General features: G+C 65.2%; 6 protein-coding genes. 5 read left to right on the top strand and 1 reads right to left on the bottom strand.

Translation table 11 applies throughout. From position 1 onward, the window contains the following. Window positions 1–271 precede the first annotated feature (271 nt). Entirely contained in the window at window positions 272–823 is a 552-nt protein-coding gene (locus tag ACO227_RS14005) for a nuclear transport factor 2 family protein (protein ID WP_423602470.1), read from the bottom strand. 98 nt (window positions 824–921) lie between these two features. On the opposite strand from ACO227_RS14005, the gene ACO227_RS14010 reads away from it, so the two are divergent. The 5 genes from ACO227_RS14010 (at window position 922) to ACO227_RS14030 (ending at window position 14467) form a co-directional block, all read left to right on the top strand. Beyond that, window positions 922–1827, top strand: coding sequence for a LysR family transcriptional regulator (locus ACO227_RS14010; protein WP_423602471.1), 906 nt, complete (start codon window positions 922–924; stop codon window positions 1825–1827). A 249-nt stretch (window positions 1828–2076) separates the two neighbouring features. After that, the gene (locus tag ACO227_RS14015; RefSeq protein WP_423602472.1) at window positions 2077–4218 is read left to right on the top strand and encodes an MMPL family transporter; all 2142 of its coding nucleotides are present in this window, start codon (window positions 2077–2079) and stop codon (window positions 4216–4218) included. Window positions 4219–4364: 146 nt separating this feature from the next. Beyond that, a complete protein-coding gene (locus ACO227_RS14020) occupies window positions 4365–4928 on the top strand; it encodes a TetR/AcrR family transcriptional regulator (protein WP_423602474.1) in 564 nt (187 codons plus the stop codon). A 1338-nt stretch (window positions 4929–6266) separates the two neighbouring features. Then, window positions 6267–6722: a hypothetical protein gene (locus tag ACO227_RS14025; RefSeq protein ID WP_423602476.1), complete on the top strand. Its 456-nt coding sequence runs from the start codon at window positions 6267–6269 to the stop codon at window positions 6720–6722. A 173-nt stretch (window positions 6723–6895) separates the two neighbouring features. Further along, complete coding sequence (locus ACO227_RS14030; RefSeq protein ID WP_423602478.1) at window positions 6896–14467, top strand: hypothetical protein; 7572 nt, start codon at window positions 6896–6898, stop codon at window positions 14465–14467. The last annotated feature ends 27 nt before the right edge of the window (window positions 14468–14494 follow it).

Below are 14494 nucleotides of genomic sequence, written 5' to 3' on the forward strand. Positions count from 1 at the left end.
CCCTTGCGGCCTGCATGAGACCGCTTTGGGCTTAGACGGGTCGGAAATGTGCCTCATAGCGGTCGTTCGGCGGAGCCGCCGCCTACTCCGAAAGCTACCCTTGTGAGTGCGATCAGCGAGCAGTGAGCAGCGCCGCCTGAGCGTCGTTCCAGACCTCCGGTCGCAAATACCTGCCCGACGGTTAGCGGCCCAGAATTCGCCTCGATCCATAAAAGGCAAGCTGATGTTGCTGGAGCGGTGACCCAGCTTTCCCAATCGGCCGCGCCAGAACTCAATTGCCGCTTGGGTCGCTGCCCGGCTGCAGCACATTCCAATATTCGCGAAGCGCGCGCACACGCTCTCCCTGGACCTCGAAGATGATCGCTTCGAAATTCCGGTACCCGCCCGGCGGCAAGCTCTCCGCGGTCGTCTCGAACACGGCGGTGTTGCCCGCGATGGTGATGTGGGTTGCGGCACTGCGCAGCCTGTTGCCCGCCTTGCGATGATAGGCGGCCCAGGCGAGCAGCTGCGCCTTCCCGGCTGGTCCTTCGTGGAGCCCCGCGAAAGCGCCTTGCGGGAAATAGAACTGGAAGTCGTCGGTGGTCATGTCGAGAAAAGGCTGCCAGTCGCCTTTCTCCCAGGCCTTGCGGAACAATATCCAGGCGCGCGTGGCGACGGCGCGGGTTTGCGCGTTCGCGGTCACGTTCCATACGGGGCGTTCGGCGTCGGGCATAGGCGGGAAGCTGCGCGCGGCGGCCGACTGTGCGCCCGCGCTTCCGGGTGCCAGAGCCAGCGCGCCGATCGCGATCGCTGCGCGGAATGAGTGCAATTGCCTTACGTTCATGGGCTGCTCCCTAGGTGGCCGACAACATTAGCCCGGCAGACTGATCAACGCTTTCATGAGTTTGGTGCGATTCTGATCAGTTCTGCTAATAAGGCGCCATGGAGCTTCGCCACTTGCGAACCTTTGTCGCGCTTGCCGAGGAGCAGCATTTCGGGCGTGCGGCATCACGGCTGCGCGCGACCCAGTCCGCCGTGAGCCAGCAGCTCAAGCGCCTCGAGGACGTCGTCGGGGTCGAACTGATATCGCGCAGCCGTGCGCATGTTGCGCTGACCGCCGCCGGGCAGGCTTTTCTTGAAGAGGCCCGCAGCACGCTCGCCCAGGCCGATCAGGCGGTCGATGCGGCGCGCCGTGCGGCGGCAGGCCAGCTTGGCAGGCTGTCGCTGGCACTCAGCACGCCGGCGCTCCACAGCTCTGTCCCTGGCTGGATCCGGCGATTTCATGCCGATCACCGCGATATCGCGCTCGCTGTGCAGGTGAGGGCGAGCGACGAGCAGGAGGACCTGCTGCGATCGGGCGACATCGATATCGGTTTCACCAGTCTCGCGCCAATCGATCCCGCGCTGGAGGCGCTCGAGATCGGAAGAGAGCGGTTCGCGATCGCACTGCCCGATGATCACAGGCTCGCGACCCGTTCCTCCCTCGCACTCGCCGCGCTTCGCGGGGAGCCGGTGATCATGGTCCGCCGTGCGGCGGGGCCTGCGATCTTCGACGATATCGCGGCGCATTGCCGGCGGGCAGGCTTCGACCTGCGCGTGGCGCAGGAAGTCGTGGCGTTTCCAAGCATCATCGGGCTCGTGAGCGCAGGGATCGGCATTGCCTTCGTGCCGCCCTCGCTCGCCTCGCTGGGCGGCGGCATGACTCTCGTGCCGATCGAAGGGGACGCACCCACGCTACCGCTCTATATGACCCACCGGCGCGATCGCCTCTCCCCTCCGGTCCGCCGGATGCTCTCCTTCGTGGCGGATGCCGTCCCGAACGCGGCCGCGGAAAGCGCCTTGCCCTAGCCGATCTCGAGGCGGCAATCGTACGTTCCTCTCCCGTCTGACACGTGTCGCCGCGCCGGTCGGGCGATGAATGCCGCCAGATCCTCTGCGCGAACGAGGCTCCAGCGCCGCTTTCTCTAAGGTTGACAATGTACACCGACGGTCCGTAGGTTGACATTGTCAACTCAACTGCCGGGGATCGGTACGATGTTCTCAACACTTGCACGATTCGCGTTTCGCTTCCGATGGTCTGTCCTTCTCGCCTCCGGCTTGTTCCTCGCATTCGCGATCCTTTGGGGAAGCGGTGTGTTCGGCAGGCTGACCACGGGCGGGCTTGCCCCACAGGCCGCCGAAGTCACCAGGGCGAACGATCTGCTGGATTCGCATTTTGGCCATCGCCCCGGCGATCCTGATGTCGTCGCGGTCTTTGACGACGAATCCGGCACGCGCACGGTCGACGATCCGACTTTCGCGGGTCCCGTCCAGAGGGCGCTGGGCGCGCTCCCTGCCGCGCAGGTCATGTCGGTCGTCAGCTATTGGACCCCCGGCCTTACGCCCGAACAACGCGCCAAGCTGGTCAGCCCGGACCGGCATGCGACCTATGCCGTGCTCACCCTGCATGGGTCCGACGAGACCGCGCGAATGAGGGCCTATGGTGAGATCCAGCATCTCATCCGGGCTGACGATGGCATCGCGACCTATCTGGGCGGCGGGCTGACCAGCGTATTCGAGCTGCAGCGGGAGGCGACCGCGAACCTCGCCACCGCCCAGGCAATCTCTTTGCCGATCCTGCTGGTGCTCCTGATCCTGTTCTACCGCGGCCTCGTCGCAGCACTGATCCCGGTGACGCTCGGCGTGTTCGTGATCGTCGGGTCGCTCGTCGTGCTTCGCGTGCTCACCGGCTTTACCGAAATCTCGATCTTCGCGCTGGAGATCGTCGTGCTGATCGGGCTGGGCCTCGCGGTGGACTATGGGCTGTTCATCGTCAGCAGGTTCCGCGAGGAACTCGAGCGTCGCGCCGGCGACCTTGCAGAGGCAGTCGTCGCGACCACGGCCACCGCCGGGCGTACTGTCGCCATTTCCGGCCTGACCGTCATCAGCGGACTGAGCGCGCTCTTCCTGTTTCCGCAGCCCATTTCCCATTCCTTCGCTTTCGGTGGCATCAGCGTGGTCCTGCTCAACATCGTTGCGGCAGTCGTGGTGCTTCCCGCCTTGCTCGCCGTGCTCGGACGCCGGGTGAATGCCGGGCGGATTCCATTGCCGCGGTTCGGCCACTCCGGCGGCGATCCGGCGAACGGCGGCTGGGCGCGGCTGGCCCGGCTCGTCGGCCGGCGACCCGCCATATCGCTGGTGCTTGGCGTCCTCGCACTGCTGGTCGCTGCGGCGCCGCTTCTGGAACTGCGGCCGGGGCTGACCAACCATCGTTACCTGCCGACCGACAGCCATAGCCAGATCGTCGCGGGCTATACGGGCGGCGTGTTCCCCCAGCACGGTCCCGCCGGAATGGTGCTCGATGTCGCCGTGCAGGGGACGCTCGATCGGCAGGGCCTGGATTCCTACCTCGCGCGCCTGCGCGGTCTGCCAGGGGCGGCCGGTGCGCGCGTGCACCTGGCCGATCCGGCGCTCACCTGGATCAAGGTCGACTATCGCGGCGAGGCCGACGACCCAGGGCCCTTGCAACTGGTGCGGGACGTCCGTTCGGTGAAGGCCCCTGCGGGGACCAGCGTGCTCGTCGGCGGTCATGGCGGTGCCGCGATCAGTCTGGACAACAGCGCGGCCACGCTTGCCGCATTGCCGCTTGCGCTTGGGTTCATCGCCACGGTGACGCTCATCCTGCTCGCCCTTGCGTTCCGTTCGGTCTGGGTCCCGGTCAAGGCGGTGCTGTGCGCGCTTCTCTCGCTTGCGGCCTCGCTTGGCATCGTCGTCTGGGCCTTTCAGCTCGGCGGGCTGGCCGGCCTGCTCGATTTCCAGGTGGTCGGTACCACCGACCTCTGGACGTTGGGGTTGATCGTCACGATCGCGTTCGGACTGGTCACCGACTATGAGATGTTCCTCGTCAGCCGGATCCGCGAGGCCTATCTGAGGACCGGCGACAACCGGCAGGCCATCGCTATCGGCCTGCAGCAGACCGGCTCCATCATCACGCGCGCCGCTGTCCTGATGATTGTCGTGCTCGCGACCATGGGGCTCACCGCTGGGTCGCTTTTCCTCATCACCTTCGGCATCGGCATGACGCTTTCGGTGGTGATCGATGCGACGCTCGTGCGGTCGATTATCGTCCCCGCCTCGATGCAGCTGCTCGGGACGGCGAACTGGTGGGCTCCGCGTCCTCTGGCCTGGCTCAGCGACCGGCTCGGCCTCAGCGAAGGGGATAATGAGGACGAAGCGACGCGCGGTGCCATCGCCGTCTGACTCTCAATGCTTGCGCGAGAGCGCTCGCTGGTGACCGTCGTTCGGCGGTGCAGTGCTGGGTTCCGACAGCATGGCCGAGCTGCCGCGCCGGCCCGGCCGTGTCCAGCGTGGTTGACATTGGGTGCCGGGATGCATCTCAGGCAAGCATGGAGACGACACGCGATACCATCCTGGCCGCTGCGGCCGAGCTTCTGGACCAGTCAGGACCGGAGGGCGTTACCTTGCGCGGCGTCGCGCAGATCGCCGGCCTCTCGCACAACGCGCCCTACAAGCACTTCCGGGACAAGGAAGCGCTGCTCGCCGGTGTTGCGGCGCGCGAATTGCGGGTAAGAACCGCGGCAATGGCTGGGACCATCGCCGCTTCGAGCGATCCGCTGACCGCTTTGCGCGAACTGGCATATGATCACATCCGCTGGGGCCTGCAGTATCCCAACCGGTTCCGGCTGATCTTCGGCCGCTGGGAGCGTCACGACGAAGACCTTGCGGATGCCGCCAGCGAAACCTTGCGCCTGTTCATCGAAGCGATCGCGCTCGTTCGCAGCGCCGGAAAAATAAGGCCTGGCGACAATGAGCGCACGGCGGCCTTGCTCATGTCGCTCATCCACGGCGCGATGGAAATGGCGCTGGGCGGACATTTGTCGGCGGAAGGCAAGGGTCGGTCCGATCCGCAGGGACTGGTCGACGATCTCATCGAAATGCTGAAGATGTAACTTCCCCTGCCGGGCCAGGAGTCTCATTTATTAAAAACAAGTATTTAACTGCATCCGTCGCAACAATGCCAAACATAGAACACAAGTATTCCAAGCTGCCACAGCACAATTCTGATCACATGGAGATGACAGCTTCGCGCCCGCATGTAGGTCGTTCAACCCGTCTTCCGACAATGCCAAAAGCCCACGTTCGTTCAGACATTGATCTGCCGACCGCTACGGGCGGCTACGCGCCCGCATTGCAGCTGTTTTGGCGGATTTGCTGCTTTTCTCGAAAGCCGTCGTTCGTTCAGGCCAATGGGCCGGCAACTGTTAGAGATTGAGGCGGTTCATCTGCCCTGTTTGCGTCGGTTTCCACGCCCTCATTTACGCGCTGCCTCAAACTGACCCAGTTGCGAGAGAAGATCGGTGAAGAGACCGTCTTGCTCGACAGAAAATACCGCTGACCGTTCGCCTTAGCATCTCGAGTTCGCGGCTCGTGAGCAATCCGTCGTGATCCGGTGCGCGCTGTTGCGGATTCAGCTCGGTCAACCGCACAGGTGTCGCAGTTCAAGAAATGAGGGGGACATCCCGGTTATACTCGAAATTCAGCGCGGTATGGTCCGGGCCGTGCGCATTATCCTGGCCTCCCAAACTTCCTTCGCGATGCACGAGAATATCAGATGCATGGGACGTCGTAGAATTTCTCCCTTCAGCGAAGTCGCAAAAAAGGGGCCTTGGAGAGCCCTTATGGCCGGCCAGCATTATTGCATCGATACCTCGCATTCACAGGCCATTTTGACAGGTCCGGGTTATCGAGCACCGGGATAACCATTGAATGTGACAACATATCGCAAAAGATTCAGCGTGTAGTATTAGCTACTGAGCACATATAAATACTATAATATAAAATGCTGCACCGCAATAGAAGTGAATGGGCGGCTGAGAAGTTCTTTGCGAAACTTCCTTATAACTTTAAGGCTGTATAAATAACATGAAATTAATAATTGAGATATGATTATTAAAGAGTTTTTCTAGATGGTTAAAGTTGATTTATCTTATATTATAATGCGTAAATGATGTTTCCGTGTTGAAATATGTGGAGCGCCCGGTATCTTCATATTTCGGCAGATTCGCTATTGGAGCTTGTTGATATTACGGGTTAATTCAGAGTTATCTCTATTGTCGATCATGATTAACAACTAAATAGGGGTCGCGCGCATGATCAAGTACTCCAAGCACTCGGGGGGGCAGCAAAAGCCGGCCAACCGCCCTCGTCTTTGGCGAGTGACATCGGTTGTGTTGATCGCGGCTCTTGCTGGCAGCGGGCAGGTGGCTGCCCAATCGAAACAGGCAGCAATGAAGGCACCCGTCGCGAGCGTCTTCCAGGATCAGGCGGGCAAACTCGGTGTGCGCCGGTGTGCCAACCTCTTTGCGGCGCTGGGCGAGACCGTTTCCAATGGCGCCGCTTATGCTGTTCAGACCCAGACTGGCGGCGCAGCTGCGGATACGCATGGTGTGCAGGGCGTGGTCGGCATGACCTACAACACGCCGGGCTATGCTGCCCAGGCCGCGGGAGTCGTCATCGCAGCACCGGTCGGCACCAAGTGCGAGGGGCAGCTGGTGCGCGTCGCCCCGTTCCAGCGCGCGTGCAAGGATGTCGTCGGCCAGTTGCCGGCGGGCAGCACCGCGGTGGGATCGCTGTCCGGTGTGCCGCTCTACAATCTCGGCGGCGGCCAGGGCCAGGCGATGCTCGTCTCCAACGGCAATAGCTGCGTGGTGGTGACCATCGCGCGGGGCGCCGACGTCGGGTGACACACAGGGGCCGTGGCGCGCCGAGGCGCGGCGCACGGCTCGCTCCACCAGATCGAACTTGAATAGCTGAATCGTGAACGCGTTCTCGTGTGCCGAGGCGACGGGGAAGCTGTGTCTGCTCGCACGGACCATAGGCCGTGGCGCCGTGGCCCGCTCAACCAAGGGGAAGTGGCATGTCCGGATATCAGTCGCAGAATGTTCGCAACCGCTTTGCCGCGAACTGGGGGATCGGCGCAGAAGGCGCGAGCTGGACGCAGCGGCGCCGGCTGATGGCCGTGCTGCGCCGCGCGCATCGCGTGCTGGGCATCGATCGTAAGGATATGGGCGTCGGGTCACTCGGCTTCGGTGGCGGCGCGCGTTCGGTGCTGCTGGCATCGGCGAGCCCGGCGGGCATGGTCGGCGGCTTGGTCGCGATCGCCGCGTTCGGCCTGCTTGCGCCGGCCTATGCCCAGACCGCAGTCGGAAACGGCACCGCGTCAGGATCACGGAGCATCGCGGTCGGAACCACCAGCACCACTGCGACTGCGAGCGGGCCGGATAGTGTCGCGATCGGCAATGCCGCAACGGCGTCCGGGCAAAGTTCCGTTGCGGAAGGTCATAACGCCGTCGCGGGTGGCCAGAACGCCGTTGCCATCGGCTTCCAGTCGCTCGCGAGCCAGATCAACACCGTCTATCTCGGTGCACGCACCCTGGCGGGATCGGGCGCGCTCGCGCCGGGGGCAGTCGCGATCGGCACGGATGTGACGGCATCGCTCGACAATGCCGTCGCGATGGGAACCCAAAGCGTCGCGTCTGCTCAATATTCGGTGGCGCTCGGCCTGAGAGCCAATGCCTCTGGCGCTGGCGGCGCGGTAGCGATCGGCCAGACCGCAATCTCAAGTGGCGTCAATTCGGTCGCGCTCGGCGTGCAGGCCAACGCGACTGGAGCTGGCGCCAACGCCTTGGGCACCTTCTCCCTTGCTCAGGGAGGGAACTCCACCGCCGTGGGTACCGGTACCCAAGCCACCGGTAATCTTTCATTCGCGGGAGGTTGGGGGGCCATTGCGGGCGCGAGCCATGCGACGGCGCTGGGCGGAGGAGGCCCCAATGATGGAACCGGGCTGGTGCGCGCCACAGGCGTCGGCTCGGTGGCGATCGGCGGCAATGCAGTCCGGGGTGCCAATGCTACCGCTAGCAATTCGATCGCCATTGGCGGCGAGAGCACTGCGAGCGCCGTCGATGCCCTGGCCGCCGGTCATCTGGCGGAGGCGTCAAGCCTTGCTGCCACCGCCGTAGGAAATGGAGCTCGGTCGCTTGGGGACAGCTCCTTGGCGCTCGGGGCGCAGGCGGTGGCGGTCGGTGGCAGTACGGTTGCGGTCGGCCAAGGCGCCGGTGCCGGTTCGACCACTGCCAATAGCAGCTCGGTCGCGGTGGGCATCGCTGCTGGCACGCTCGTTCAAGGCGCGCAGAACACCGCCATGGGCGGCGGCATCGCCAGCGTGATGCGAGGCGCCGGTTCCGGCGTTACGGGGACGCGCAACGTTGCCATGGGAACCGGCGACGGTTCCGTCACCTATGACGGTGTCCTCAGCGCTTCCGCAGGCAGCCTGGTCACGGGCAACGACAACGTCGCGATTGGAACCAATGCCGGTATCGGCGTCACCACCGACGGAACGACGTCGATCGGCCGCAGTGCGCAAGCGAGTGGGACCAACGGCACCGCCATTGGCACTGGAGCAGCCGCCAGTGGCTTGAATGGCGTCTATCTGGGCGCGCGCACCGTAGCCGGGACGGGTGCGCTCGCTGAGAGCGCCATCGCCGTCGGCACGGACGTCACCGCATCCGCGACCAACGCGATCGCGATGGGACGCCAGAGCGCTGCGACCGGCAACAACGCCACCGCGCTCGGTGCGGCCTCCAGTGCTGCGGGGACAAATGCGACAGCGCTCGGCCGTTCGGCCAGTGCTTCGGCTATCTCCGCGCTGGCGTTGGGCAATGCGGCTGCCGCGAGTGCCCAGAATGCGATTGCCGCCGGAACGAACGCAATCGCGAACGCCGCCGATGCCGTCGCCATCGGCACCAACACGACGGCCACTGGTGGCAAGGCGGTCGCGATTGGCGCCGGCAACGTCGCCAACGGCAACGGCGCGGTCGCGATCGGCGATCCCAGCACCGCGACCGGCAACGGCGCGATCGCGCAGGGCATGGACAACACCGCCACCGGCAACGGATCGGTCGCGATGGGCAACACCAACATGGTCGGCGGTGGCGGACAGGCGGTGAGCACGCCCGGCACGGCGGCGCAGGGCGCGGTCGGCATCGGCTATCAGAACCGGGTGGTCGGCCAGGGCGCCGTGGCACTGGGCAGCACCAGCAGCGCGCTGGCGGCCGGCGCGCTCGCATTCGGCGATACGGCAGTCGCCAACACCGATCAGAGCATCGCGATGGGCACCAATTCGACCGCAACGGGCGGAAGCGCCATCGCCATTGGCCGGATCAGCGTTGCAAACGGGACGAATGCGACGGCACTCGGTGCCGGTGCCAACGCGAATGCCAACAACTCGCTGGCGCTCGGAAATTCGGCCATCGCCAATAATGCTGGCGACGTGGCGCTGGGCTCGGGCTCGGTGACGGCGGCGACGGTGGCGACCACCGGAACCACGATCAACGGCACCAATTATGTCTTCGCCGGCACGACGCCGCTGAGGACCGTAAGCGTCGGCGCGGCGGGTGCCGAGCGGACCATCACCAACGTTGCGGCGGGGCGGATCGACGGCAGCTCGACCGACGCGATCAACGGCTCGCAGCTCTTCGCGACCAATCAGGCGGTCGACAGCCTTGGCACTCAGGTCAATCAGAACACCACCGACATCACCAATCTCGATGGCCGGGTGACGACGGTTGAGGGTGACATCACCAATCTCGACAACCGCGTGACCACCGTCGAGGGCAGCCTCACCAACATCAACAATGGCGGCGGCATCAAATATTTCCACGCCAACTCGGCGCTCGCGGACTCGAACGCGGCCGGCACCGACAGCATCGCGGTCGGGCCCGTCGCCAATGCCTATGGTAACGCGTCGATCGCCCAAGGCCTCAATGCCGTGGCGGGCGTAAGCGGCAGCGCGATCCAGACCGCCAACGCCATCGCTATCGGCACCGGCGCGCAGGCGCTGGCGCTCAACAGCATCGCGCAGGGCGTGAATGCCGTCGCGTCCACCTCCAGCGCGATCGCATTGGGCGAGGATGCGGCAGCGACGGGATCGAGCGCCGTCGCGATCGGCCGCGCCGCGAGCACCACGGGCGGTGGGAGCGTCGCACTGGGCAATGCGTCCCGCGCTGCGGACTTCAGCGCGGCGCTGGGCAACCAGGCCAGGGCGCTCGGGCCCAACAGCCTGGCGGCGGGCGATCAGGCGACCGCCTCCGGCACCTTCGCCACGGCGCTCGGCACCAGCGCGCAGGCCGGCGCGATCGACGGCTCCACCTCGCGCGATGTGGCGCTCGGCTTCAACGCGGAGGCCACCGGCGGCGACAGCATCGCGCAGGGCAGCAGCGCCGTGGCTGCCGGCACGAACGCCATCGCGATCGGCAACGGCGCGCGGGCGAACGCCCTGAATTCGATCAGCATCGGCACCGGCAATGTGGTGAACGGCGTGGGCTCGGCCGCGATTGGCGATCCCAACACGGTCAACGGCAACGGTTCCTACGCGCTGGGCAACAACAATACGATCAACTCGAACAACAGCTTCGTCGTCGGCAGCAACGTGACGGTAGACACCGGTCTCGACGGCGCGGTCGTGCTGGGGGCAGGCAGCACCGTGGCGGCGGCGACCGCGACCCCGAGCGCGACGATCAACGGCACGAGCTACAATTTCGCCGGCGGCAGCCCGGCGGCGGGTGCGGTGGTGAGCGTCGGCGCGGCCGGAGCCGAGCGGCAGATCCAGAATGTTGCGGCAGGGCGGATCAGCGGCAGCTCGACCGATGCGATCAACGGCTCGCAGCTCTTCGCCACCAATCAGGCGGTCGAATCGCTCACCAGCACGGTAGCGGGCGGCTTCACGCTGACCGCGCAGGGCGCCAACGGCAGCAGCGTCGCGCCGGGCGACACGGTCGATCTCGCCAACACCGATGGCAACATCACGGTCGGCAAATCGGCCGCGAGCGACAATGTAACGTTCGATCTCGCCGACAACATCACCGTCGATAGCGTGACCGCGGGCAGCACGCTGCTCAACACCGCCGGTCTAACCATCGCCGGAGGGCCGAGCGTGACGACCGCCGGCATCAATGCCGGGGGTCTCGCTATCACCAATGTCGCGGCGGGCGTGAACCCGACCGATGCGGTCAATGTCAGCCAGCTCACCAGCGTGACCAGCGGCGTCACCACGGCAGGCCTGAACTTCACCGGCAACGACAACAGCGCGGGTATCGTGCATCGCGATCTGGGCCAGACGCTCGCCATCCAGGGCACCGCGACCACTGCGGGCAGCTATTCGGGCGGCAATATCCGGACGGTCACCGATCCGGCGACCGGCGCCATCAACATTCAGCTCGCGGACGCGCCGACCTTCGGCACGGTCACCGTCAACGACGGTGGATCGGGCCGGATCACCGGCGTGACGGCCGGCGTCGCCGGCACCGACGCAGTCAATGTCAGCCAGCTCCAGGCGGTGGCGTCCACGGCCAATATGGGGTGGAACATCCAGGCCAATGGCGATGCGGCGACCAATGTCGGGCCCGGGGGGACGGTCCAGTTCGTCAACGGGCAGAATATCGAGATCACGCGCAATGGCTCCGACGTGACGATCGCCACCAGCGCCGATCTGATCGCCGACAGCGTGACCCTGTCCGGCGGCCAGGTGTTCAACGCCGCGGGCCTGAACATGGCCGGCACCACCATCACAAACCTCGCCGATGGTGAAGTCTCCGCGACGTCGAGCGAGGCCGTAAATGGATCGCAGCTCTTCGCGACCAATCAGGCGGTCACCCAGAACACCACCGCCATCACCAACCTTGATGGTCGTGTAACGACCGTCGAGGGCGACGTCGCCAATCTCGACAACCGCGTGACGACGATCGAGGGCGATCTCACCAACATCAACAACGGCGCGGGGATCAAGTACTTCCACGCCAACTCGACCGATCCGGACAGCCAGGCGCTGGGTACGAATTCGGTGGCGATCGGGCCCAACGCGGTCGCCAACAACGCTGGCGACATCGCGCTGGGCAGCGGCTCGACCACGGATGTCGCTGTCGCCACGGGTGGCGCGACGATCGGCGGCACGGCCTATACCTTCGCTGGCGCGGCGCCGACCTCGACCGTGAGCGTGGGTGCGGTGGGTGCCGAGCGTACCATCACCAACGTTGCGGCCGGACGGCTGAGCGGAACCTCGACCGACGCCGTCAACGGCTCGCAGTTGTTCGCTACCAATCAGGCGGTGGACAGCCTCGGCACGCAGGTGGCGACCAACACCACCAATATCGCCGGCAACACCACCGCAATCACCAATCTTACCAACAACATCAACAATGGCACGGCAGGGCCGGTACAGCGGACCGGCACGGCCGATCAGCTCGCCTTGGTGGCGCCTGGCGGCACGGGTGCGGCACCTGGCGCGGCACAGAACCTGACCAACGTCGCCGACGGCGCGGTCAATGCCACCTCGACCGACGCCGTCAATGGCTCGCAGCTGTTCGCTACCAATCAAGCGGTGGATAACCTCGGCACGCAGGTGACCAATTTCGGCAATACGGTCACCAACCTCGGCAATACGGTTACCAATCTGGGCAGCACCGTCACCAATCTCGATGGTCGCGTAACGACGGTCGAGGGCAGCATCACCAATCTTGGTAATGCGATCACGAACATCGCCGGGGACACCTCCACCGCCTATACCGATGCGAACGGCGACGGCATCCGCTATGCTCGTACCAATGAGGCGGGCCTGGCGCCGACCGATGCCTTTGCCCAAGGCGTGGGGTCGACCGCGCTCGGCTATCAGGCGCAGGCGGGCGCCGCGAACGCGGTGGCGCTGGGGCGCGGGGCGCAGGCCAGCGTCGATGGCTCGTTGGCGCTCGGCGCCGGTTCGGTCGCCGATCGAGCACTGGCGCCGGCCATCGGCACGATCCCTGCGGCCACGGGCTTCGTGCCGTACAACACGACCGACCAAGTCCTGCTCGGTTCCGTCTCGGTCGGCCACGCGGGCGCCTATCGCCAGATCACCAATGTCGCTGACGGCACGCAGGCGCAGGATGCGGTGACGCTTCGCCAGCTGACGGGGGCGCTCTCCTCGTTCGCGGTGACGCCGATCCAATATTTCCATGTCAACTCGACCGCGGCGGATTCGCTCGCGGTAGGCCAGGAATCGGTGGCGATCGGCCCGCGGACCGTGGTCAACGGGAACAATGGCATTGGCATGGGCAATGGCGCGATCGTCCAGGCGACCGCTCCGGGCGGCACGGCGATTGGTCAGAACGCGCAGGTGGCGCAGGCCGATGCGATCGCGCTTGGCACCAATTCCCAGGCGAACGGCATCCAGTCGATCGCGATCGGCCCCGGCGCCAATGCCACCCATTCGGGCAGCGTCGCGCTAGGCGCGGGCTCGACGACCTCCGTCGGTTCGCAGAGCGGCTATACGGGCTATGGACTTACCACGCCGCAGAACTCGGCGGGCGAGGTCTCGGTCGGTGCAACTGGTGCCGAGCGGAAAATCACCAACGTCGCCGCCGGCTCGGCACCAACCGACGCAGTCAACGTCAGCCAACTCGACGCCGTCGCACAGACTGCAACCAATGCGATCAACAATCTCGACAACCGAGTCACCAATGTCGACAACCGGGTGGGCGCGGTCGAGACCAACGTCACCAATCTGGGCGAGAGCGTCGCGAACAGCTTCGGCGGTGGCTCGACCTATGACCCGGTCACGGGCACGGTGACCACCCAACTCAATGTCGGCGGCAACACCTACAACAACGTCAACGACGCACTGCAGGCGGTGAACGCGACCGCTGGCGCCGGCTGGAATATCCAGGCCAATGGCGGCCCATCGACCAATATCGGATCGAACGGCACGCTGAACGTCACCGCCGGCTCCAACACCGTCGTGACGCTGAGCGGTAACCAGCTGCAGGTGGGGGTCGTCGACAACCCGACGTTCGCCGGCATGGTGACCGCCAATGGCGGCCTCACCGTCGGACAGAACACGACGGTCAACATGGGAGGCAACGTGGTCCAGAACGTCGCAGCAGGTGCGGTGAACGCCACTTCCACCGACGCGGTCAATGGCTCGCAGCTTCACGCAGTGCAGCAAGTCGCCAACAACTCGGTGCAATATGACGCCGACGGCAATTCGGTAACGCTCAATCCCGGCGGTTCGGCGATGACCATCAACAATGTGGCGGCCGGCGTGGCTCCCACCGATGCGGTGAACGTCCAGCAGCTCAATGACGGGTTGGCCGGCGCCGTAAAGACGGCGAACGAGTACACGGACTCGCGCTTGGTGGGCATCACCTTGGACCTTCGTGATATGCGCCGGGATGCCAATGCTGGCGTGGCGGGGGCGCTCGCGGCCGCGGGCCTTCCTCAAGCGTTCGAACCCGGTCGCGGGATGATCGCCGCGGGCGTCGGCACGTTCCAGGGCGAGTCTGCCTTCGCGCTCGGTCTGTCGCGCGTGATGGATGACGGCCGCACCGTCATCAAGGCTGGGGCGACCTATGACACCCGGCAGCGCGCAGGCGCCAACGTCGGCATCGGCTACCAATTCTGATTATCCGTCATCGAACGAGGAGAGCGT

The sequence above is a fragment of the Sphingomonas sp. MS122 genome (assembly GCF_049532975.1).
GTDB lineage: Bacteria > Pseudomonadota > Alphaproteobacteria > Sphingomonadales > Sphingomonadaceae > Sphingomonas.

Bases quoted from the DNA above. Each gene is read 5' to 3' on its own strand.
- ACO227_RS14020 (WP_423602474.1), top strand. From the start codon at position 4,365: ATGGAGACGACACGCGATACCATCCTGGCCGCTGCGGCCGAGCTTCTG.
- ACO227_RS14005 (WP_423602470.1), bottom strand. From the start codon at position 823: ATGAACGTAAGGCAATTGCACTCATTCCGCGCAGCGATCGCGATCGGC.
- ACO227_RS14010 (WP_423602471.1), top strand. From the start codon at position 922: ATGGAGCTTCGCCACTTGCGAACCTTTGTCGCGCTTGCCGAGGAGCAG.
- ACO227_RS14030 (WP_423602478.1), top strand. From the start codon at position 6,896: ATGTCCGGATATCAGTCGCAGAATGTTCGCAACCGCTTTGCCGCGAAC.
- ACO227_RS14025 (WP_423602476.1), top strand. From the start codon at position 6,267: ATGAAGGCACCCGTCGCGAGCGTCTTCCAGGATCAGGCGGGCAAACTC.